Annotated in this window: 18 protein-coding genes; 11 read left to right on the top strand and 7 right to left on the bottom strand. The window is 62.9% G+C overall.

All coding sequences use genetic code 11. The features are described 5' to 3' along the window. Positions 1-69 precede the first annotated feature (69 nt). On the top strand, positions 70-963 hold the full coding sequence (locus tag AC1RZR_RS25635) for a DMT family transporter (protein ID WP_477276608.1): 894 nt from the start codon (positions 70-72) through the stop codon (positions 961-963). A 99-nt stretch (positions 964-1,062) separates the two neighbouring features. Here the strand turns inward: AC1RZR_RS25635 and mutL are convergent, their stop codons facing one another. Together mutL and AC1RZR_RS25625 are read right to left on the bottom strand one after the other, a co-directional pair. Then, entirely contained in the window at positions 1,063-2,937 is a 1,875-nt protein-coding gene (mutL, locus tag AC1RZR_RS25630) for a DNA mismatch repair endonuclease MutL (protein ID WP_481829120.1), read from the bottom strand. Between the two features lie 111 nt (positions 2,938-3,048). Next, complete coding sequence (locus AC1RZR_RS25625; RefSeq protein WP_477276610.1) at positions 3,049-3,951, bottom strand: LysR substrate-binding domain-containing protein; 903 nt, start codon at positions 3,949-3,951, stop codon at positions 3,049-3,051. A gap of 91 nt (positions 3,952-4,042) precedes the next feature. On the opposite strand from AC1RZR_RS25625, the gene AC1RZR_RS25620 reads away from it, so the two are divergent. The 6 genes from AC1RZR_RS25620 (at position 4,043) to AC1RZR_RS25595 (ending at position 10,577) form a co-directional block, all read left to right on the top strand. Continuing rightward, positions 4,043-5,593 (top strand): trimethylamine methyltransferase family protein, encoded by a 1,551-nt coding sequence (locus AC1RZR_RS25620; RefSeq protein WP_481826373.1) that lies wholly within the window; start codon positions 4,043-4,045, stop codon positions 5,591-5,593. A 43-nt stretch (positions 5,594-5,636) separates the two neighbouring features. Continuing rightward, positions 5,637-7,286 (top strand): ABC transporter substrate-binding protein, encoded by a 1,650-nt coding sequence (locus AC1RZR_RS25615; RefSeq protein ID WP_481826372.1) that lies wholly within the window; start codon positions 5,637-5,639, stop codon positions 7,284-7,286. A 93-nt stretch (positions 7,287-7,379) separates the two neighbouring features. Next, on the top strand, positions 7,380-8,072 hold the full coding sequence (locus AC1RZR_RS25610; protein WP_481826371.1) for a corrinoid protein: 693 nt from the start codon (positions 7,380-7,382) through the stop codon (positions 8,070-8,072). A 99-nt stretch (positions 8,073-8,171) separates the two neighbouring features. Next, positions 8,172-9,281 carry a mandelate racemase/muconate lactonizing enzyme family protein gene (locus AC1RZR_RS25605; RefSeq protein ID WP_477275818.1) on the top strand — a complete coding sequence of 370 codons (1,110 nt, stop codon included), beginning with the start codon at positions 8,172-8,174 and terminating at the stop codon, positions 9,279-9,281. A gap of 197 nt (positions 9,282-9,478) precedes the next feature. Further along, entirely contained in the window at positions 9,479-9,958 is a 480-nt protein-coding gene (locus tag AC1RZR_RS25600; RefSeq protein ID WP_477275816.1) for a DUF3828 domain-containing protein, read from the top strand. Positions 9,959-9,962: 4 nt separating this feature from the next. Continuing rightward, a complete protein-coding gene (locus AC1RZR_RS25595) occupies positions 9,963-10,577 on the top strand; it encodes a hypothetical protein (RefSeq protein ID WP_477275814.1) in 615 nt (204 codons plus the stop codon). An 8-nt stretch (positions 10,578-10,585) separates the two neighbouring features. Here the strand turns inward: AC1RZR_RS25595 and queF are convergent, their stop codons facing one another. Further along, complete coding sequence (gene queF, locus AC1RZR_RS25590; RefSeq protein ID WP_477275812.1) at positions 10,586-11,047, bottom strand: preQ(1) synthase; 462 nt, start codon at positions 11,045-11,047, stop codon at positions 10,586-10,588. Between the two features lie 143 nt (positions 11,048-11,190). Between queF and AC1RZR_RS25585 the strand changes: the two genes are divergently transcribed. After that, positions 11,191-13,236: an oxidoreductase gene (locus AC1RZR_RS25585; RefSeq protein WP_477275810.1), complete on the top strand. Its 2,046-nt coding sequence runs from the start codon at positions 11,191-11,193 to the stop codon at positions 13,234-13,236. Positions 13,237-13,247: 11 nt separating this feature from the next. Here AC1RZR_RS25585 and AC1RZR_RS25580 read toward each other — a convergent pair whose 3' ends face one another. Further along, the gene (locus tag AC1RZR_RS25580; protein WP_481826370.1) at positions 13,248-14,267 is read right to left on the bottom strand and encodes a LacI family DNA-binding transcriptional regulator; all 1,020 of its coding nucleotides are present in this window, start codon (positions 14,265-14,267) and stop codon (positions 13,248-13,250) included. Between the two features lie 113 nt (positions 14,268-14,380). Between AC1RZR_RS25580 and AC1RZR_RS25575 the strand changes: the two genes are divergently transcribed. Then, positions 14,381-15,574: a phytanoyl-CoA dioxygenase family protein gene (locus AC1RZR_RS25575; protein ID WP_477275806.1), complete on the top strand. Its 1,194-nt coding sequence runs from the start codon at positions 14,381-14,383 to the stop codon at positions 15,572-15,574. 145 nt (positions 15,575-15,719) lie between these two features. On the opposite strand, the gene AC1RZR_RS25570 is transcribed toward AC1RZR_RS25575, so the two are convergent. After that, on the bottom strand, positions 15,720-16,127 hold the full coding sequence (locus tag AC1RZR_RS25570; RefSeq protein WP_477275804.1) for a hypothetical protein: 408 nt from the start codon (positions 16,125-16,127) through the stop codon (positions 15,720-15,722). A gap of 116 nt (positions 16,128-16,243) precedes the next feature. Here AC1RZR_RS25570 and AC1RZR_RS25565 point away from each other — a divergent pair, with 116 nt between their 5' ends. Continuing rightward, positions 16,244-16,672, top strand: a complete 429-nt coding sequence (locus tag AC1RZR_RS25565) for a MarR family winged helix-turn-helix transcriptional regulator (protein WP_379096057.1) — start codon at positions 16,244-16,246, stop codon at positions 16,670-16,672. Positions 16,673-16,684: 12 nt separating this feature from the next. Here AC1RZR_RS25565 and AC1RZR_RS25560 read toward each other — a convergent pair whose 3' ends face one another. Both AC1RZR_RS25560 and AC1RZR_RS25555 read right to left on the bottom strand, forming a co-directional pair. Continuing rightward, the gene (locus AC1RZR_RS25560; protein WP_481829119.1) at positions 16,685-17,404 is read right to left on the bottom strand and encodes a polysaccharide deacetylase family protein; all 720 of its coding nucleotides are present in this window, start codon (positions 17,402-17,404) and stop codon (positions 16,685-16,687) included. A 177-nt stretch (positions 17,405-17,581) separates the two neighbouring features. Then, on the bottom strand, positions 17,582-19,651 hold the full coding sequence (locus AC1RZR_RS25555; RefSeq protein ID WP_477275800.1) for a putative bifunctional diguanylate cyclase/phosphodiesterase: 2,070 nt from the start codon (positions 19,649-19,651) through the stop codon (positions 17,582-17,584). Positions 19,652-19,961: 310 nt separating this feature from the next. Between AC1RZR_RS25555 and AC1RZR_RS25550 the strand changes: the two genes are divergently transcribed. Next, positions 19,962-21,149 (top strand): glycine C-acetyltransferase, encoded by a 1,188-nt coding sequence (locus tag AC1RZR_RS25550; protein WP_477275798.1) that lies wholly within the window; start codon positions 19,962-19,964, stop codon positions 21,147-21,149. Positions 21,150-21,180 lie beyond the last annotated feature (31 nt).

The raw sequence follows: 21,180 nt of genomic DNA, 5'->3' as shown, positions 1-21,180 counted from the left end.
GGTCGTTTGTCAACTGGCCAGAAAAGGCGTTTTTTGCATTTCAGGGCACGAGAACACGAGGACAGTGAGATGAGCGCAATGACCAGCACGTTGAATCCGACACAACGGATGGACACCACGGCAGCCGTCGCGGTGGCGCTGACGGTGGTTGGCTGGGCCTCTGCCTTTCCGGCGATCCGCGCCGGCCTTGCGGCCTTCGGGCCGCTGGAACTCGGTGCGTTGCGCTTTGCCATCGCCGCGGTGCCGGCGGCGATCTTCCTCGCCGTCCAGCGCCCCGCGCTGCCCAGGCTCGACGAATTGTGGCGCCTGGTCTTTGGCGGCGCCATTTTCGTGGCGCTGTACACGGCAATGCTCAATTTCGGCGAACTGACCGTCTCGGCCGGCGCTGCCGGCTTCATCATCAACGTCAGCCCGATCTTCACCGCCATCATGGCGATGGCGCTGCTCGGCGAACGCTTCTCGAAGTGGGCCTGGGCTGGCACCGCCATTTCCTTCGCCGGTATCGGCATCATCGCCGTCGGCGATGGGAATGGCCTGCATTTTAACGCAGGCGCGCTGCTGGTCCTCGGTTCGGCGCTCTGTTCGGCCGTCAACACCATCGTCCAGAAGCCGCTCTTCGCCCGTCACCACCCGCTGACCATTTCGGCTTCGAATATGATACTTGGCGCGCTCTGCCTGTCGCCGTTCCTGCCGAGCGGCTTTGCGCAGGCAGCGGTCGCCAACACCGCCGGCCTTGGCGCCGTGATCTTTCTCGGCATCGTGCCCAGCCTGATCGCCTATGCAGCCTGGGCAACCGCGCTGTCGCGCCTGCCGGCCGCACGCGCCTCGAACTTCCTCTATCTGGTTTCGCCCATGTCCGCGCTGATCGGCTTCTTCTGGCTGGGCGAAGTGCCGACACTGCTCGGCGTGCTGGGCGGCGCACTGGCGCTGGGCGGTGTGATAGTGGTGAATTTGAAGAGGTAATTCAAAGGAATCCAGGACTTAGTTGAATCAAAAGAGCCGCCGAAAAGCGGCTCTTTTCTTGCCGCGAAGCAGCGGGGCGGGGTCTGCGCGCTGCGCCCTTCACCGCCGCCCGAACAGCCTCTCGATGTCGGCGAGCTTCAGCTCGATGTAAGTCGGCCGCCCATGGTTGCAGGTGCCGGAGCCCGGCGTCGCCTCCATCTGCCGCAGCAGCGCGTTCATCTCCTCGGCCTTGAGCAGCCGGCCGGAGCGTACCGAGCCGTGGCAGGCCATTGTCGCCGCGATTTTGTCCAGCCGTCCTTTGAGCGTCTCGACCGTGTCATTGTCGGCGATCTCGTCGGCGAGGTCGCGCACCAATTGCCCGACATTGGTCTCGCCAAGCATCGACGGCGTTTCGCGCACCGCGACAGCCCCTGGGCCGAAACGCTCGATGCCGAGTCCGAAGCGGGCCAGCGTCTCGGAATGCATCGCCAGCCGTTCGGCATCTTCTTCCGGCAGGTCGACGATTTCCGGCAGCAACAGCATCTGTGACGGCACGGCGCGCGAATGCAGCGCATTCTTCAGCGCCTCATAGACCAGCCGCTCATGCGCCGCATGCTGGTCGACGATGATGAGCGAATCCCTGGTCTGTGCCACGATGTAGTTCTCGTGCACCTGCGCGCGCGCTGCTCCCAGCACCGCACCAAGCAGCGTCTCTGCCGCTTCGCTCTGCCCGGCACGAGCATCGGCGCTGGCAAGTGGGTCGGCATCGAACGTCGCCTGCTCGTTTTCACGCAAGCCGCGCCGATCAAAGCCGCCGCCCTCGAAACCCATGTCGAGCGGCCGCTGCGGCGAGCGCGCCGGGTCGAAGCCGGTTGAGCCGGAGGCATGGTATGACGCCTCATAGCTTCGGTGGCCATTGGCTGGACCGCCGTGACCGTAGGATGCGGCGCCCGGCCGGAACGCTGCCATCATGCCGGCTGCCCCCGTGGTGGCGGCGCGGATACCGGAATCGGCCAGTGCTTGCCGGACAGCGCCGACGATCAGCCCGCGCACCAGTCCTGGATCGCGAAAGCGGACATCGGCCTTGGCAGGATGAACGTTGACGTCGACGATCGCCGGATCGAGCGTCAGGAACAGCACAGTCACCGCATGGCGGTCGCGCGGCAAGACGTCGGCGAAGGCGCCGCGAATGGCGCCGGCGATCAGCTTGTCGCGCACCGGGCGGCCATTGACATAGGCATATTGCTGCAGCGCGTTGGCGCGGGTGAAGGACGGGATCGACACATGACCGGTAAGGCGGACACCCTCGCGCTCGGCGTCGATGGCAATGGAATTGTCCGGAAAGTCGGCGCCCATCACCTGGGCGACGCGGCGCAGGCTGCCTTCCGGACTGTCGTCCGTCGCCGGAAGTTCCATCGTCGAGCGGTCGGAGCCCGCCAGCGTGAAGCGCACGGCGGGGAAGGCGATGGCGATGCGCTTGACCACGTCGCTGGTGGCGGAGCTTTCGGCGCGCTCGCCTTTCATGAATTTCAGCCTTGCCGGCGTGGCGAAGAACAGGTCGCGGACCTCCACTGTGGTGCCGCGATTGGCTGCCGCTGGCTTGATTGCCGAAACGCGGCCGCCCTCGATGCCGATTTCGGCGGCGCTGTCACTCGTTACCGTGCGCGAGCGGATAGAAAGCCGCGACACCGAGCCGATCGACGGCAGCGCCTCGCCGCGGAAACCGAGCGAGCGGATATCGTGTATGTCCTCGGTGAGCTTGGAGGTGCAGTGACGCGCGATGGCCAGTGCCAGCTCCGGTTCGGGGATGCCGGACCCGTCGTCGGTGACGCGGATCAGATTCAGCCCACCGCCGGCGGTGACGATCTCTACCCTGCCAGCACCGGCGTCGAGCGCATTCTCGACCAGTTCCTTGACCACGCTGGCCGGACGCTCGATGACTTCGCCGGCGGCGATCTGGTTGATCATCGTTTCGGAAAGCTGGCGAATGGGCATGGAGACATTATAGGCGGATTCGGATCCGATGCGGAAGCTTTCGATGCCGGCAGGACAGAGAGGGGGAAGGATCGCGGCGGTCTTCATTGGCCTTGCAAGAGTCAGCCCCCCTCACGCCTGCGCCACCAGCCAATCCCTTACCTTGCGCGCATTGTCGCTGAGCTCGCGGTTCCTTGGCCAGATGACGTAGAATCCGATGCCGGTCCTCAGCACATGATCCGTCACCGGCACCACCAGGCCTGATGCCACGAGGCGCTCGACGAGATGCCGCCAGCCGAGCGAGATGCCTTGTCCCTCCATGACCGCCTGAATCACCAAAGCGTAATCATTGATGCGCAACCCGCGCTCGGCATTACGGAGGCTGGTTCCGGCTGCCGCGAACCATTCGTCCCAGTTCGGGGCCTCGCGGTAGGGCTCCTCGAGATGGATGAGCCGATGCATAGCAAGTTCGGCGACAGTCTCTGGCAGCCCAAACTTCGCCAGATAGCTGGGGCCCGCGACCGGGAAGATCTCCTCGTCTGCAAGCGACAGCGAATGATAGTCCGGCCAGTCGCGCGGCACGCCGCCGCGCACGCCGAGCGGGATGCCCTCGGCGATGATGTCGAGGTCGCGGTCGGCGGTCTGGATGCGCAGATCAACGCCCGGCAGTTCGTCGCGGAATTGCTGTAGGCGCGGCATCATCCAGAACGAGCCAAAGGCGGTCGAGGCGGCCAGCGTCACATGGCCTCCGGTCGCCTGCAGGCGCAGATCCTCCGCCGACTTGCGGATATGCGACAGGCCGAGCGAAACGTCGGCGTGGAATCGCTCGCCGGCCTCCGTCAGCAGAACCTGGCGGTGGCGGCGCTGGAAGAGCTTGGCGCCGAGCTGTTCCTCCAGCCCGCGCACGGCGTAGGATACGGCCGCCTGCGTCATGCCGAGCTCGCGCCCGGCGGCGGTGAAGCTAGACAGCCGGCCGGCCGCCTCGAAGACGATCAGGCTGCCGGCGGAGGGCAAGAGGTGGCGGAGGCTTCGCATAAGGAGAGTTTATACAAGAGATCAGGATTTTCCAGCGTCACAGCTATATTCCGTCTCGCTAAGTTGACGGCTGTTGGAGGAATGAGTTGCCATGAATGAACCGGCCGTTGCAGTGACCGAACACGCCAACCGCAGAAGCGGCGGTCGCCTTGGGCGCAAGGCGATACGTGGCGCCCCCATAGCCTCGTTTCCTACGCTGGTGCGCCAGATCCCCGCCTATCAGATGGTGCCTGACGAGGCGGTCGAGTTGATCCACCAGGAATCGCTCTTGATCCTCGAAGAGGTCGGCTGCGAATTCCGCGACGATGAGGCGGTCGCCCTGTGGAAGGCCGCCGGAGCCGATGTATCCGAGACGCGCGTCCGCATCGACCGTGCGCTCTTGATGGAGTTGGTCTCGAAGGTCCCGCCGGAATTCACCCTCAATGCCCGCAACCCCGAGCGTACTGTCCGCGTCGGCGGCAAGAATTCCATCTTCGTGCCGATGTATGGCGCGCCCTATGTGCGCGACCTCGACAACAACAGGCGCTACGGCTCGCTCGCCGACCTCAACAATTTCCACAAGCTCGCCTACATGGCGCCGGCGCTGCACTCGTCGAGCTCGGTCATCTGCGAGCCGATGGAAATTGCCGTGCCCAAGCGTCACCTCCACATCATCCATTCGGCGCTGAAGCACTCCGACAAGCCGTTCATGGGCATCGTCACCTCGAAGGAACGCGCCGAAGACACGATGGCGATGGCCGGCATCGTGTTCGGCGAAGAGTTCGTCCGCGACAACCCGGTGCTGGTGTCGATCACCAATTGCAACTCGCCGCTGGTGTGGGACGCCACCATGCTGGACGCCATGAAGGTCTATGCGCGCAACAACCAGCCGTTGATCCTGGCGCCCTTCGCGCTGTGCGGCGCCTCGACCTCGGCTTCCGCCGTCGGCGCGGTGGCGCAGGTCAATGCAGAAGCACTCGCTGGCGTCGCCTTCACGCAGCTTCTGCGTCCGGGGTCGCCGCAGATCTACGGCCAGTTCATGGTGACGGTCGACATGAAGACCGGGGCGCCGATGGGCGGCACGCCGGAGGCCGCCCAGATGATGTACCTGATGGGCGCGCTGGCACGGAAATACCGGCTGCCTTGGCGCACGTCCGGCTTCCATGTAGGCTCGAAGCTCAATGACGCCCAGGCCGGCTACGAGGCGAACATGCTGATGCACGCCGCCATCCTCGCCGGCGCCAACTACATCTGGCACTCGGCCGGATGGCTGGAGGCGGGTCTCACCTGCGGCTATTCGAAATTCGCCACCGACTGCGAGCAGCTCATCGGCTGGTACAAATATGCAGGCGGCCTTCCGTTCGACGATTTCAAGGAAGCGATGGCGGCGATCCGCGAGGTGGGGCCGCAGGGCCATTTTCTCGGTACCCAGCACACGCTCGAACATTTCGAGTCCGCTTTCTTCATGCCCACCATCATGGACTTCAATTCGTACGAACAGTGGAAGGCCGAAGGCGCGAAGGACCACGACACGCGCGGCCGCGAGAAGGCGCGCAACATGCTGGCCGACTATGAGGAGCCGAAGCTCGACGAGGGCATCGCCGAGGGTCTCAAGGATTTTATCGCGCGGCGTGAGGAAAAACTGCCGGACAGCGTTAGTTGATGTGACAGGCGAAGACCTGACGGAACAACCAAGGGAGGAAAACATGACGCTCTTCAGAAGCAATGGCGACCGCGTGCCGGGCGCTGTCGAGACAATGGCAAAAGAGACGCGTGCAGGCCGCATGGACCGGCGCGAATTCCTGGCCCTGGCCAGCGCCTTCGGCGCATCGACGGGTTTCGCCTACAGCATGATCGGCCTTGCCGCGCCGACAAAGGCCTTGGCCGACGAACCGAAAAAGGGCGGAACGCTGCGTGTCGCGATGTCGGTTAAGGCACAGAAGGATCCGCGCACCTATGACTGGACCGAGATGGCAAACGTCACCCGTTGCTGGCTGGAGCCGCTCGTCCGCTATACGCACCAGTTCACTTTCGAGCCGGTCCTGCTCGAAAGCTGGGACGTCAATGACGACGCCACCGAATACACACTGCATCTGCGCAAAGGCGTCACCTGGAACAATGGCGATGCCTTCAACGCCGATGACGTGGTCTCCAATCTGAACCGCTGGTGCGAGAAGGGTGCATCCGGCAATTCCATGGCGGCACGTGTTGGCGCGCTGATCGACACAAAGACCGGCAAGGCCAAGGATGGCGCTATCACCAAGGTCGATGACCTCACGGTCAAGCTGAAGCTGTCCGAACCCGACATCGCGATCATACCGGGCTTCACCGACTATCCGGCGCTGGTTGTGCATCGCGACTTCGACAAGGATGGTGCCGACCCGATCAAGAAGCCAGTCGGTACCGGACCTTTCGAACTGGTGTCCTATGCGGTGGGTACGAAGGCGGTCGTCAAGCGTCGCGAGAACGGCAAGTGGTGGGGTGGCGAAACGCCGCTCGACGGTGTCGAGTTCATCGACTACGGCACCGACTTCAACGCCACGCTGAATGCCTTCGAGTCCGGTGAGATCGACCTCGATTTCGAGACGCCGGCCGATTTCATCGACGCCCTCGACAAGATGGATCTGGCGAAATCGGAGGTGGCAACGGCGACCACGCTCGTTGCCCGCACCAACATCACCCACAAGCCCTATGACGACCAGCGGGTGCGCAATGCGCTGCAGATGGCCGTCGACAACAATGCCGTCATGCAGCTCGGCTACGCCGGGCTCGGCACGGTCGGCGAGAACCACCACGTCGCCCCGATCCATCCCGAATACTATCCGCTGCCCAAGAAGACGCGCGATGCCGCCGCCGCCAAGAAGCTGATGGCGGATGCCGGGCAGGCCGACTTCGAGCATGAGCTGATCACCGTCGAGGACGAATGGCAGAAGAACACCGGCGATGCGATCGCCGGCCAGTTGCGCGATGCCGGCATCAAGGTCAAGCGTACCGTGCTGCCGGGCTCGACCTTCTGGAACGACTGGACGAAGTATCCGTACTCGATGACCATCTGGTACATGCGGCCGCTGGGCGTCCAGGTGCTGGCGCTCGGCTATCGCTCGGGCGAGGCCTGGAACGAAACGGCCTATGCCAACCCGGATTTCGACGCCAAGCTGAAGCAGGCGCTTTCGCTGGCCGATCCCGCCAAGCGCAAGGAGGTGATGAAGGACGTCGAGCAGATCCTGCAGGATTCCGGCGTCATCATCCAGCCGTTCTGGCAGAAGCTCTACTGCCACATGAGCAAGAAGGTGAAGAACTACGGAATGCACCAGACCTACGAAATGGATTTCCAGAACGTTTGGCTGGACGCCTGATTTAACTCCCGAGACTTCAAGCAAATGCCGCCGGCACCCTCTGACAAAAGGCGCCGGCGGCCCCGTAAATGACAGGCAATTGGCGCAGGCAAAATGTCCGACGACGAGATCATCCTATCCGAACTTTCCGACGACGAGTTGGTGCAGCAGATGCACGACGACCTCTATGACGGGCTGAAGGAAGAGATCGAGGAAGGCACCAACATCCTGCTCGAGCGTGGCTGGGTGCCCTACAAGGTGCTGACGGAAGCGCTGGTCGAAGGCATGCGCATCGTCGGCGAGGATTTTCGTGACGGCATCCTGTTCGTGCCGGAAGTGCTGTTGTCGGCCAATGCGATGAAGGCCGGGATGTTCATCCTGCGCCCGTTGCTTGCCGCCACCGGCGCGCCGAAGCAGGGCAAGATGGTCATCGGCACCGTCAAGGGCGACATCCACGACATCGGCAAGAACCTCGTCGGCATGATGATGGAGGGGGCCGGCTTCGACGTCATCGACCTCGGCATCAACAATGCGGTCGAGAAGTATCTCGATGCGATCGAGCAGCATCAGCCCGACATCATCGGCATGTCGGCGCTGCTGACCACGACCATGCCCTATATGAAGGTCGTCATCGACACGATGAAGGAAAAGGGCATCCGCGACGACTATGTCGTGCTGGTCGGCGGTGCGCCGCTGAACGAGGAATTCGGCAAGGCCGTCGGCGCCGATGCCTACTGCCGCGACGCGGCGGTGGCGGTCGAGACCGCCAAGGACTTCATGAAGCGCAAGCACAATTTGCGGACTTGAGCACAGCAGTTCGATCCATGTTTGTGACCGAGAGCGCCGTCATGCACCCGGATGGCAAGATGGCCAGAATCGCTTGGCTGGAAGGAGGCTGAGGTCCGTATGCGCATCGAATCGATCAAAGTCTATCAGGTCCTTCTGCCCGTCAAAGGCGGCGCCTACCGGATGGCTAGCGATACCGTGCAGAATCTGGATAGCACACTCGTTGAAGTGACCACCGAGGACGGACTGTCAGGCTGGGGTGAGACGTGCCCGGTCGGTCCTGTCTATCAGCCCCAACATGCTCTGGGTGCGAGAGCAGCAATTGCCGAAATGGCGCCGGGACTCATTGGTGAGGACACTGCGTCCATGCGCCGCCTCGCGAAAAGAATGGACGAGCGGTTGAATGGTCACAACTATGCCAAGGCGGCCTTGGACATAGCTCTCCTCGACCTCGCCGGCCTGCGGCTGGGCGTTCCGGTTTCAACACTTCTGGGCGGGGCGCTCACCGATCGTGTGCCGTCGTACTACTCGACTATTGTCGGTGCACCGGACGAGACGGCGCGTATTGCCGTCGACAAGGTCAAGGCCGGATACCCACGACTTCAGATCAAGATAGGCGGACGGGATCTCGAGCAAGACGTCGCCACCGTGCACAAGGTATGGGAAGCGGTTGGCTTCAAGGCCCGCATAGCCGTCGACGCCAATCGTGGCCTCACCGCCGCGGCGGCGCTGCACATCGATCGGCTTTGCCAGGCAATCCCGTTCGTGTTCGAACAGCCTTGCAACACCATGGAGGAAGTCGCGAGTCTCAAGGGACGCGTAACCCATCCGGTCTACCTCGATGAGAATACCGAGGATTTGAATGCCGTCCTGCGGGCAGTTTCTTCAGGTATCGCGGACGGATTCGGATTGAAGGTCACCCGCCTTGGCGGCCTCACCAAGATGGTCACGGTCCGCGACCTGTGTGCGATACGATCGCTTCCGCACAGCTGCGACGACGCCTGGGGTGGGGACGTCATCGCCGCGGCATGTGTGCACCTCGCCGCTACCGTCGAGCCGAGCCGTTTTGAGGGCGCCTGGATCGCGCAGGAATATATCGAAGGGCATACCGATCCGGTAAACCCCGTCGTCATCGAAAACGGGCATATACGCGTCCCGCAGATGCCAGGGCTCGGTGTCAAGCCTGAGCGCTCCCGTCTCAAGGCGCCTGTCGCGACTTTCGGAGGCTGAGAATCCTGTGATGGTCGCGGCGATTATATCTGGCCAGTATCGTCGGCAGCTAGCCGCGGAAGTGCTTTTGCGAACCTCCAGAAAGTCTGGCGGGGCGCCTGGGGCCGGCGCCGCAGGACTTCATGAGCCGCAAAAAAGCCGATATGCAGGATGCGTGGTATTGATAGCCTCAAGCCATCAAAAGCCGGAGATTCTGCATGCGACTGACAGTGCTCGTTGCCGCCCTTTCGATAGCCTTGCCTGCGGGCGCCTTCGCCGGACCGGCGTCCGACGCGGTGAAATTCTTCTATGTTCCGGCGGTCAAGTTCGAGGCCGACGAGCGATACCGGGATCGGTTCACCGAACCGGTGACGAACCTATTCGACCTGAACGACCAGGCAAAGAAAAAGAACCCGGACGAGGTCGCCTGCATCGATTTCGATCCTGGCCTGGACGCACAGGACTTCGATCAGAAGACTGTCTCGAAAACGCTGAAACTGGCTGAGAAGGTGGATGCCGACAATGCCGAGGTTACCGCGTCCTTCAGCCTTTTTTCGGAAGGCGATGATTCCAAACGTGAAATGGTCTGGTCGCTCAAGAAGGTCGACGGCAAATGGAAGATATCGGACATCGCCTCCAAGACCAGCGACTGGAAGCTCAGTGCGCTGGAATGTATGGGCGGCCAGACGCCGGAGTGAAGCGATGGCCCGTCGCCCGTTCCTGGCACTGTCGACTGTATGCCTGCTGGCGGCGGGTTTGAACGCCGCTGCCGCGCAAGGACTGTTCGGTGCGCCGCCGGCGAATACCCCGGCCGACACCGCCCCGGCTGACAGCGGGGCGCCGCCGGCAACTGCGCCCGGCGGTGCCGTGGAACCGGCAACGCCGCCAGTCGGATGGTCGCCATCCGATGCCGCGCCCGCCGCGCCGATCCAGCCGGGGTCACCGACGGCGGTTGTCAGGCCGTTTTACGATCAGGTCGGGCTGGAGATCGATCCTGCGCAGCGCAGCCATTTCATCGATCCTGCGAAAACCGTGCTCGACAAGAGCGATGCCCTGCGCAAATCGGGGCAGGGCGAATGTCTCGACCCCAACATGGCGCTCGACAATGCGGACTATGACAAGGCCGAGATCGACAAGAGCCTGAAGACGCTTGAAGCGATCAATGGCGACCAGGCCAAGGTCATTGTCGCCTTCGTCGTCGCCGGCAATCCGCACCGGCTGGAATGGAAGTTCAAGAAGGTCGACGGCGACTGGAAGATATCGGACCTGCTGTCGGTGACGGGCGAATGGGCGCTGAGCCAGTACCAGTGCGAATGAGCGGGAGACTAACCGCGCCCGCGATAGGGCGCGACCCCTGTGTCGGGCAACCAGGCGCCTTCCGGCGGCGCACCGGTCTGCCAGAAAACGTCGATCGGAATGCCACCGCGCGGAAACCAGTAGCCGCCGATGCGCAACCACAGCGGTTTGGTTGCCGCCACGATGCGGCGGCCGATCATGACTGTGCATTCTTCATGGAACGCGCCGTGGTTGCGAAACGAGGTCATGAACAGTTTCAGCGACTTCGATTCCACCAGCAGCCCGTCAGGGGCGTAGTCGATGACGATATGGGCGAAATCCGGTTGGCCGGTGACCGGGCAGAGCGAGGTGAATTCCGGGCAGACGAAGCGCACGATCGCCGGCGGGCCGTCGCCGCGCGCGAACGGCACGGTCTCCAGGATCGCCTGATCGGGGCTCTGTGGCGTCTCGACGTGCGCGCCGAGCTGAGTGAGGTTCTTGGTTACGGTCATGGGCAGTATTTCCTTCGAATTTGCCGCTCCTTAGCATCGGACCGAAAAGTGCGCAGCGGTTTTCGGATGAATCCGATGATTAAAAATAGGATCAGAAGCAGCGCGCACGCTGCTTCTGCACAATTTGAAACAGCAGGAAGACGATGACCAGCAACGATCCGCTTCTCCAGCCCTATCAGCTCAAGCATCTGACGCTGAAGAACCGGGTCATGTCGACCAGCCATGAGCCGGCCTATTCCGAGGACGGCATGCCGAAAGAACGCTACCGGCTCTACCACGCCGAGAAGGCCAAGGGCGGCATGGCGCTGACCATGACCGCCGGCTCGGCCATCGTCTCCCGCGACAGTCCGGCCGCCTTCGGCAATCTGCATGTCTATGACGACCGGATCGTGCCGTGGCTTGCTGAGCTCGCCGATGCCTGTCACGAGCACGACTGCAAGGTGATGATCCAGATCACCCATCTCGGCCGCCGCACCGGCTGGAACAAGGCCGACTGGCTGCCGGTGCTCTCGGCCTCGCCGGTCCGCGAGCCGGCGCATCGCGCTTTTCCCAAGACCATCGAGGACTGGGACATGGAGCGCATCGTCGCCGACTATGCCTCGGCCGCGCAGCGGTGCAAGGCCGCGGGCCTCGACGGCATCGAATTCGAAGCCTACGGCCATCTGCTCGACGGCTTCTGGTCGCCGGCCACCAATCAGCGCGACGACGAGTTCGGCGGCTCGCTCGACAACCGCCTGCGCTTCACCAACATTGTGCTCGATGCCGTGCGCGCGGCGGTCGGCGAAAAGTTCGTGGTCGGCATCCGCATGGTCGCCGACGAGGATTTCGAGAAAGGCCTGTCGAAACAGGAGGGCGTCGAGATCGCCAGGCGGCTAGCCAACTCCGGCAAGGTCGATTTCCTCAACATCATCCGCGGCTCGATCGAGAGTGACGCAGCATTGACCAAGGTCATCCCGGTGGCCGGCATGCGCTCTTCGCCGCATCTCGATTTCGCCGGCGAGGTGAGGGCGGCGACAAAATTCCCGACCTTCCATGCAGCGCGGATTTCCGATGTCGCCACCGCGCGCCACGCCATCGCCACCGGCAAGCTCGACATGGTCGGCATGACCCGCGCCCACATCGCCGATCCGCACATCATCCGCAAGGTGATGGAAGGCCGCGAGCACGAGATCCGTCCTTGCGTGGGCGCCACATATTGCCTCGACCGCATCTACGAAGGCGGCGAGGCGCTGTGCATCCACAATGCGGCGACCGGCCGCGAGGCCGATATTCCGCACATCATCGCTAGGGCCGAAGGACCGCAGCAGAACGTCGTCGTCGTCGGCGCCGGCGCCGGCGGGCTGGAGGTTGCGCGGGTCGCCGCCGAGAGGGGCCACAAGGTGACGGTGCTCGAAGCCTCGAGCCAGGCCGGTGGTCAAATTCGGCTGGCGACGCAGAATCCGCGCCGCAAGGAATTGATCGGCATCATCGACTGGCGGCTGGCCGAACTCGACCGGCTCGGCGTCGAGATCCGCTATGACACCTGGGCGGAGCAGGACGACGTTCTGGCGCTGTCGCCAGACGTGGTGGTGGTCGCCACTGGCGGCCTGCCGCAGAACCCGCCGCTGACGGCCGGCGACAACCTCGTCACCTCGAGCTGGGACATCATGGCGGGCAGCGTCAAGCCGGCCGAAAATGTGCTGCTTTTTGACGACAATGGCGGCCATCAGGGCATGGGCGCGGCCGAACTGATCGCCAATGCCGGCTCGAAACTCGAACTCGTCTCGCCCGAGCGCTTCTTCGCGCCGGAAATGGGCGGCATGAACCACGTGCCCTATATGCGCGCTTTCCAGGAAAAGGGCGTCACCATCACCATCAACACGCGGCTGCGGTCGGTGCGGCGCGAGGGCAATCAGCTGGTCGCGGAACTGGCTTCGGATTTCACCAACGGCTGGCGCGGCGAGCGGCGGGTCGACCAGGTGGTGGTCGAGCACGGCACGTTGCCGCTCGACGATCTCTATTTGTCCCTGAAGCCGCTGTCGAAGAATGGCGGCGCAGTGGATTACGAGCGGCTGGTGAGCGGTGGCGACATCTTTCCGGCACGCAATCCAGAAGCGCGCTTCGTGCTGTTCCGCATCGGCGACGCCGTCGCCTCGCGCAACATCCATGCCGCCATCTATGACGGCATCAGGTTCGGTCTGCGGATCTGATGCCCGGGTCGTTAGGTTGGCATGTTGAACGGCGTGATGATCTGGATGTTGGACGCGACTGGCGCGACCGACTTCGGCAATGCGCCCTGTGCCCGCATGATGTGAACGCATGCCGTGCGCATGTCCTGCCTGAGATCGTGATGCAGGACGGCTGAGATCCGCCGGCTTCGCAACAATTCGAAATTGTCGACGTCGAGATCGTGGCCAATGAACACCCCGCAGGGCCGTTTCAGTTCGGCGAATGCCTGCACGATGGACGCGTTTCCACCCCCGATGGAATACACGGCCGCAATGTCGGGATGATGTGTCAGTGCGGTGCGGACCAAATCGCCCGTCGGGCGATCGATGCCGTGCCCTTCGCTGACGTCGACGACCCCAAGGTCGGCAAAGTGCTCGCGCAGGGCCCGGCGGAAGCCCATTTCGCGCTCTTCCTCGCCCCGGAACCGGCTGCTGCTGAGGGTGACAAGGACATCGGCGCGCCTTTTACCAAGCCATGCGCCGATCAGGTAGGCAGCCGTTTCGCCGGCGGCGCGGTTGTCGACGCCGACATAGGCCAGCCGGCGGCTGTTCGGCAGATCGGTGACAAGTGTGACGACAGGTATCCCCGACTGGACAACCCGATCCACAGCGGCCGCTATCTCGGGTACGTCAGGCGCCTTGAGAAAAATGCCGTTGCTGCCGCGGCGGGCAATCGCGTCAAGCAGCGAGACGGTGTTTGCCGCCGCCCGTAGTTCTGCGAGATGATAGCGCGCCCGAAACACGGCCGGGTGCAGGCCAGGCATCTCGGCTTCCAGCGCCGCTCGCACCGCTTCGGTAAAGCGCACCGGAGCCTCCATGACCAGATCGAGAATGAACTTGCGCCCGGACAAGCCGACCTGGGAGCGTTGTGTCTCCAGTTCGCGGATCGCCTGCTCGATCCTGCGAATGGTGTGCTGACGCACGCCGCTGCGTCCATGCAGAACACGGTCGACAGTGGCGATGCTGACGCCGGCCTGCAGTGCAATGTCTTTTACCAGAAATGGATGCGACATCAGTGGACCTGATCAACTGTGAGGTGTTTTTGAGGTGTTCCAGCTGTGTGCCTCATGTCAGCTAAAGCTATACTTCCACCATCCAGTCGAGACAAGACCAGAGGGAGGATGCCATGAAAACCGACAATTCCGCCAAGCTCAGATCCGATCGCGTTTGGCTCACCGCCGACATGTGCAGCATCGACGACTTCGCCGCGTTGACGCAGCGGGCGACAAACCTGGCTGACTATCCGTTCGCGACCGAGGTCCAGAAAAATGTGCTGATCTACGACGGAGCCTCGGTACGGGCCGCTGCTGCCGATCCGCACAGGCGCAAGGTTCTTCTCGCCGAGTGGGTCGAGGCGATGACCGATGGCCCGGGTGTCGTCGTCTTCCGTGGCGCGTTCGACGACGTGGCGCCCATCGATGCGGCGACGGCAGCGTTCAACGCCATTATCGCTGAAGAGCGTGCGGCCGGGGCAGGTGGTGGCGACCATTTTGCCAAACCCGGCGCCAACGACCGGATATGGAATGCGCTGGAGAAGCTTTGCCTGCGCGACCCGGCAACCTTTGCCGCCTACTACGGCAACGACATTGTCGCGTTGATATCGGAAGCATGGCTAGGACCGGCATACCAGCTGACGTCTCAGGTGAACAATGTCAGGCCGGGCGGCGCGTCGCAGTCGGCGCACCGGGATTATCATCTTGGCTTCCAGACCGCGTCGGTCATCGAACGCTATCCGGTGCATGTCCATCGGATTTCGCCCGTGTTGACGCTGCAGGGTGCCGTCGCCCATTGCGACATGCCGGTGGAAAGCGGGCCCACGCTCTACCTGCCTTACTCGCAGACCTATCTTCCCGGATACCTTGCGATGAACCGCCCCGAATTCCAGGCCTATTTCGCCGAGCACCACGTTCAACTGCCCCTGCAGAAGGGTGATGCGGCGTTCTTCAATCCGGCCCTGTTCCACGCCGCCGGCACCAACCGGTCCGCGATTATCCAGCGCATGGCGAACCTGCTGCAGGTGTCATCAGCCTATGGCCGCGCCATGGAGAGCGTGGATCGCACGCGGATGAGCGCGGTTCTCTATCCCGCGCTGAAACGCATGCTGGAAGAGGGCAGTCTGACCAGGGGGGCGGCGGACAATGCCATAGCGAGTTCGGCGGAGGGGTATTCCTTCCCGACCAATCTGGATCGTGACCCGCCGCTCGGCGGCCTTGCACCGGAAACCCAACAGGCACTTTTCCGCCGCGCGCTCGATGCGAAATGGGAGCCTGCCGCCTTCTTGGAGGCACTCGAAAACCAGGCCTGTAAGAAGCTGACCTGAGAAGGCCTGCTACTGCAATTGGCAGCTATGGTGGCGCGCGGCCGGACCTGCGTACGAGAGCCCGTGTACGCCGGCCTGACCGCGCGCCCGCACGTCACTGGCTCGGCGCCAGACAACGTACGATTCTGTGAGGTTGTGCTGCGTCTCAAACCATCCTGGCGACGGCCATGCAGAGCACGGTGACGACCAGCAGCCACGCGGCAATGCGCTCACCCGTTGCCATTTTGGCGCGCAGTTGCGTTTCGGTTTCCGCATTCGCACCGGCAAGCCGTCTGCTGGGCGCCCTGACCATGCCGCCGAGTACGCCGGCGGCGGCGAAAGCGGTCAGGATGCCAAGCGCCAGCACCATTTCCATCGAGCCGAAATAGGCGCCATGGAAGAAATACCAGAGCAGCGCTCCGGTCAGGAAAACCATGCCGGCCGCGCCCATCTGCGGCTGGATGAAGCGCTCGGCTCGGATATCGGGATCGCGTGCCAGCGTGATCGTGGTGCCGGCCCAGAAAACACCGGCCATGACGTGAAGGCCGATAACGACGATATAGACATACTGCATGACAGGATCTCCTCTTTCGTCCGCCATTGCCATACAGTTAGATATCTAACGGTTAGGTGTCAATGTATAAACCGGTGCCAGTTCCATCGGCCGTTCCCTTGTTCTAGTGTCTGACGATGACGCCTTTCGACCGCCCGCCAGTCGGCATGAATCTCGGCCGCACCGCCAAGCTTGTCGCCCAGGCTTTTGACGCTGCCTTGGTCGAAGCCGGCGGTACGCTGCCCGTCTGGCTCACTCTGTTGTCGGTCAAGTCGAGCAAGCTTGCCAATCAGCGCGAGCTCGCCGGCATGATCGGCATCCAGGGCGCGACGTTGACCCATCATCTCAACGCGATGGAGACACAGGGCCTGCTGACGCGCCGCCGCGATCCCGTCAACCGCCGGGTTCATCTCGTCGAACTGACCGAGGCGGGAGAAGCGATGTTCGAGACACTGCGCAAGGCAGCACTTGTCTTCGACAAGCGGCTGCGGGTGGGATTGCCCGACGAGCGGCTGGCGGAGTTCGCACAGGTGCTGGCGGTGTTGCGGGCCAATGTGGAAAGCTAAAGTCGGACTGGCTCAGTCGTCGTAGCCCTTGATGGCCCCGAAGGTGTAGTGGCGCAGCTTCAGCGCGGCGATCAGATTGGTCAGCTTCGTCTTGCCATCAAAACCGTCCTGGAACATCTCGTCATGCATCAACAGGATCAGCTTGCCGGGTTTGACGAAGCGGCCGTAGCCGAACAGATGATCGATCTCACTGACGGGCTCGCCGCTGTCCTTGTGCACCCATTCGTGATCCCAGCCGTAGAGATAGAAGCCTGAGGCGGCGACAAACTCGTAGTCGGGCTCCTCGCGGCCTTCCTGGGCAAGGCCAAGCGAGGTGTCGTTCTTCGACATCGAGGGCAGCCTGAACACGTCGCGCCCCGGCAGCCGTGCATGCACCACGGGCTTGAGGCCGAGCACCGCGTTTGCCCGCACCATGTCGGCGACGACGCCTTCGATGTCGGCATAATAATGCTGGTAGCGGTTGTTGGCGTGGCTGTAGCTGTGGTTGCCGAGCGTCACCAGCGGAAGCTGTCTGGCGCGTTGGACGAGCGCCCTGTTTGCGGCACTCGCCTGCGCGTGCATGCCGACCGTGAACATGGTCGCTGGAACCTGCTCGGCTTCCAGCACGTCGAGGATATTGCTGGTGCCGTTCAGCGGTCCATCGTCGAAGGTGAGATAGATGGTGCGATCCGCCCCATGGGCGGGGAACGCAAGGATCGACAGTGCCGCCACGACAAACCGAAACGGTGTCATCACCCGCAATATCCGGTTGCGATCACGACAGGCCGTCATGTCGATGGCTGCTTGTCGAGGCGGCCGGTGTATGTCGCCCAAAAGTGCGCAGCGGTTTTGGGACAACGACATCAACAGAACAAGGACACAAAGCGCGCCGCATGACTCCGCTCAAGCGCGACGCGCTTTGGGCAGGACCTAGGCCAGGCTTCCTTGCAGCACCGTCAGCTTGGCCTTCTTCGGCATGCGGGCAGTCAGCCATTCCAGCGCCTTGTCCTGCGGCATCGGGAAGGCGATCGAATAGCCCTGGACCTGGTCGCAGCCGATAGCCATCAGCGAATCGAGTTCGGCCTCGGTTTCAGCACCTTCGGCAACGATCGAGATGCCGAGGCCACGCGCCAGCTCGGTGATGGCGCGCACGATCTTCGAGTTGTCGCCATTCTCATGGATGTTCTGGACGAAGCGGCGGTCGATCTTCAGCCGGTCGATCTCGTTCGGGTTGACATGGCTGAGCGAGGCATAGCCGGTGCCGAAATCATCGAGTTCAAGATGGACGCCGGCTGCCCTGATGTGGCGCAGCTTGGCGGCGATGCCGGTCTTCTCGTCGTCGAGAATGACGGATTCGACGATTTCCAGCGACAGTTTCTGTGGCGGCAATCCGGCCTTTTCCAACGTCGAGAACAGGAACGCGTCGAAATCATGCTCGCGCAGTTCGGTGCCGGAGACATTGACGGCAAGCCGCCCGAAGGCAATGCCGGCGCGGTTCCATTCGGCGGCTTCGTTGATCGCCTTGGTGATGACGATGCGGCCGATCTCGGGCATGAAGCCGCATTTCTCGGCGACCGGAATGAATTCGCCAGGCGGGATCATGCCGCGCTCGGCATGGTTCCAGCGCACCAGCGCCTCGATGCCGCTGATCGTGCCGTTGGTCAGCGAAACCTGCGGCTGGAAATAGACCTGGAACGCCCGGTCCGCGATGGCGACCTTGATGTCGTGCTCGAGCTGCTTGCGATAGTCGAGTTCGCGGCGCAATTCCTCGGAGAAGAAGGAGAAGTTGCCGCCTCCCAGCTTCTTGGCGGAGTAGAGCGCCAGATCGGCGTGGACCAGAAGATCCTGCGCATTGTCGGCGTCGATCGGGTAAACGGCGATGCCGGCGCTGGCGCCCGGAAGGATGGTCGTGCCCTGAAAGATGATGGGCTCGTTGATGTGGGCCAGGATGCGCCGCGCCAGCATGTTGATGTCTTCGGTGCCGCCCGCACCGCCCAGGATCATGACGAACTCATCGCCGCCCAGGCGCACGCACAGGTCCGATGCCCGGCAGGAATCGCGCATGCGCTGCGCGGTGACGACCAGCACATAGTCGCCGGCGGCGTGGCCGAGCGTATCGTTGATCTGCTTGAACCGGTCGAGGTCGAGCTGGACGACGGCAAGGCGCTCGCGACGGCGTTGCGTGCCCTTGATCAGCGTATCGAAATGATCAGTGAGGAACGTGCGGTTGTGCAGGCCGGTGAGGCCGTCATGCACCGCGATGAAGGCCATCGAATTGCGCGCGTCGATCAGCTCATGCGTCTTGCGCAGGATGGCGTTCGACATCGGCCTGAAGATGAAGAGCGCCACCAGCACGATGACGCCGAGGGTGGCGTAGAACAGCGTGCGGTGAAGCGCGAGCAGCTTCTCGGAGCGCTCGTCGGCATCGGCGCTGATACGCTGACCAAGGGCTGCGTAGCCCGACAAGGTCGCGTTGGCGACAGAGGCATCGAGATTGACGCGCTCGCCGCTGCCCTTGTAGCCGTCACTGGCGCCCGTCAGCTGGGATTCAAAGGATGAAATCAGCCGCTTGCCATTGGCGACAAGGCCTACCGAGAAATAATCAAGATGGAACGGCTTGGCGAACAGCACGCTCTCGGTCGATTTCGGGTCCAAACGGGCCGGCGACATCGGGTCGGCGTTGGTCTGCTCGAGCAGCAGATCGTAGTTCGTTTCGAACTCCGCCGTCGCCTGCTTGAGCGCGCTGACGAGCGCCGGCTGCTTGTCGCGCGTACCAGAACTCGTTGCACCGGCAAGGAAGACGATGCGCTGCGACAGCGTCTTTTGCGTGCTGACGATGTCGAGCAAGGTGTTGTTGTGCTGTTGTGTGGCCATCATCTGCTGCAGCAGGATGAAGGAGGCTATCACCATGGCGGCAATGATCAGCAGGGCCAGCCAGTAGCCAGCCTTGATCAGCAATGTGAGCTTGCCTGAAATGGTTTGCACCGGCTGCTGCGACATGTTGGGGGGCGGCCCTCTCGCCAACGGATTCTTGTTGCGAGGACCATTGGCTTGCAAACGTTAACAGGTGTGGAAATCGACAGCCGGACGGCGATGGGGAAACGCTTAAAGATCGCGAAATGGTTATCGGCTGGTTTAGCGCTGTGTCGGCATTTGAGCGGTCGTCGGTCAGCCTTGTTGACGTGACGTCGCTTCCGCGGCCGCATGACGATGTATATCGGGACCGGCTGCCCACCGATCCGGTCGTTTTTGCGATGGATTTTTCGCTCGGGCCGGACGACAGTCGGCCCACATCAAACGAGGCCCGATCATGACCGCAGCATTTCTCTCTCACATCGACAGCGAACTCGCGGGGCTTAAATCGGCCGGCCTCTACAAATCCGAGCGGGTGATCACTTCGACGCAGTCTGCCGAGATCGAGGTCGGCGGGCAGAAGGTGCTTAATTTCTGCGCCAACAACTATCTCGGCCTCGCCGACAGCGCCGACCTGCGCGCGGCGGCCAGCCAGGCGCTCGACCGCTATGGCTATGGCATGGCCTCGGTGCGCTTCATCTGCGGCACGCAGGAGGAGCACAAGCAACTCGAGGCGACGATTTCATCCTTCCTCGGCCTGGAGGACACCATCCTCTACGGCTCCTGCTTCGACGCCAATGGCGGCCTGTTCGAGACGCTGCTCGGCGAGGATGATGCGATCATTTCCGATGCGCTCAACCACGCCTCGATCATCGACGGCGTGCGGCTGTCGAAGGCAAAACGCTTCCGCTACGCCAACAACGACATGACCGACCTCGAGGCGCGGTTGAAGGAGGCGAAGGACTGCCGCTTCCGGCTGATCGCCACCGACGGCGTGTTTTCCATGGATGGCATCATCGCCAATCTCAGGGGTGTCTGCGACCTCGCCGACAAGTACGATGCCATGGTGATGGTCGACGACAGCCATGCGGTAGGCTTCGTCGGCCAGAACGGCCGTGGTTCGGCCGAGCATTGCGGCGTCGAAGGCAGGGTCGACATCATCACCGGCACGCTCGGCAAGGCGCTCGGCGGCGCATCCGGCGGCTACACATCGGGCAAAAAGCAGGTGGTCGACTGGCTGCGCCAGCGCTCGCGGCCCTATCTCTTTTCCAACACGCTGATGCCGGCGATCGCCGGCGCCTCGATCAAGGTCTTCGACCTGGTTCGCAATGGCGACGCCTTGCGCGAGGGCCTATATGCCAACGCGGCGCGGTTCAGGTCACAAATGGGCAAGCTCGGCTTCACGCTGGCCGGGGCCGATCATCCGATCATTCCGGTGATGCTGGGCGACGCGACGCTGGCGCAGGAGATGGCGGCACGCATGCTGAAGCGCGGCATCTATGTCATCGGTTTTTCCTTCCCGGTGGTGCCGAAGGGCCAGGCGCGCATCCGCACGCAGATGTCTGCGGCGCATTCCAGTGCCGACATCGATCGGGCGGTGGAGGCGTTTGCCGCTGTTGGGCGCGAACTCGGGGTGATTTCCTGAAAGGCCGAAATCGCAAAGCGATTCCGGAACA

This window comes from Mesorhizobium bavaricum, from assembly GCF_056781655.1.
This window is presented reverse-complemented; position numbering and strand designations above follow the sequence as displayed.

Excerpts from the sequence above, each read along its gene's own strand:
- mutL (WP_481829120.1), bottom strand. The coding sequence starts at position 2,937 with ATGCCCATTCGCCAGCTTTCCGAAACGATGATCAACCAGATCGCCGCC.
- AC1RZR_RS25605 (WP_477275818.1), top strand. The coding sequence starts at position 8,172 with ATGCGCATCGAATCGATCAAAGTCTATCAGGTCCTTCTGCCCGTCAAA.
- AC1RZR_RS25585 (WP_477275810.1), top strand. The coding sequence starts at position 11,191 with ATGACCAGCAACGATCCGCTTCTCCAGCCCTATCAGCTCAAGCATCTG.
- AC1RZR_RS25565 (WP_379096057.1), top strand. The coding sequence starts at position 16,244 with ATGACGCCTTTCGACCGCCCGCCAGTCGGCATGAATCTCGGCCGCACC.
- AC1RZR_RS25620 (WP_481826373.1), top strand. The coding sequence starts at position 4,043 with ATGAATGAACCGGCCGTTGCAGTGACCGAACACGCCAACCGCAGAAGC.
- AC1RZR_RS25625 (WP_477276610.1), bottom strand. The coding sequence starts at position 3,951 with ATGCGAAGCCTCCGCCACCTCTTGCCCTCCGCCGGCAGCCTGATCGTC.
- AC1RZR_RS25635 (WP_477276608.1), top strand. The coding sequence starts at position 70 with ATGAGCGCAATGACCAGCACGTTGAATCCGACACAACGGATGGACACC.
- AC1RZR_RS25610 (WP_481826371.1), top strand. The coding sequence starts at position 7,380 with ATGTCCGACGACGAGATCATCCTATCCGAACTTTCCGACGACGAGTTG.
- AC1RZR_RS25600 (WP_477275816.1), top strand. The coding sequence starts at position 9,479 with ATGCGACTGACAGTGCTCGTTGCCGCCCTTTCGATAGCCTTGCCTGCG.
- AC1RZR_RS25555 (WP_477275800.1), bottom strand. The coding sequence starts at position 19,651 with ATGTCGCAGCAGCCGGTGCAAACCATTTCAGGCAAGCTCACATTGCTG.
- AC1RZR_RS25595 (WP_477275814.1), top strand. The coding sequence starts at position 9,963 with ATGGCCCGTCGCCCGTTCCTGGCACTGTCGACTGTATGCCTGCTGGCG.
- AC1RZR_RS25615 (WP_481826372.1), top strand. The coding sequence starts at position 5,637 with ATGACGCTCTTCAGAAGCAATGGCGACCGCGTGCCGGGCGCTGTCGAG.
- AC1RZR_RS25580 (WP_481826370.1), bottom strand. The coding sequence starts at position 14,267 with ATGTCGCATCCATTTCTGGTAAAAGACATTGCACTGCAGGCCGGCGTC.
- AC1RZR_RS25575 (WP_477275806.1), top strand. The coding sequence starts at position 14,381 with ATGAAAACCGACAATTCCGCCAAGCTCAGATCCGATCGCGTTTGGCTC.
- queF (WP_477275812.1), bottom strand. The coding sequence starts at position 11,047 with ATGACCGTAACCAAGAACCTCACTCAGCTCGGCGCGCACGTCGAGACG.
- AC1RZR_RS25560 (WP_481829119.1), bottom strand. The coding sequence starts at position 17,404 with ATGACACCGTTTCGGTTTGTCGTGGCGGCACTGTCGATCCTTGCGTTC.
- AC1RZR_RS25550 (WP_477275798.1), top strand. The coding sequence starts at position 19,962 with ATGACCGCAGCATTTCTCTCTCACATCGACAGCGAACTCGCGGGGCTT.
- AC1RZR_RS25570 (WP_477275804.1), bottom strand. The coding sequence starts at position 16,127 with ATGCAGTATGTCTATATCGTCGTTATCGGCCTTCACGTCATGGCCGGT.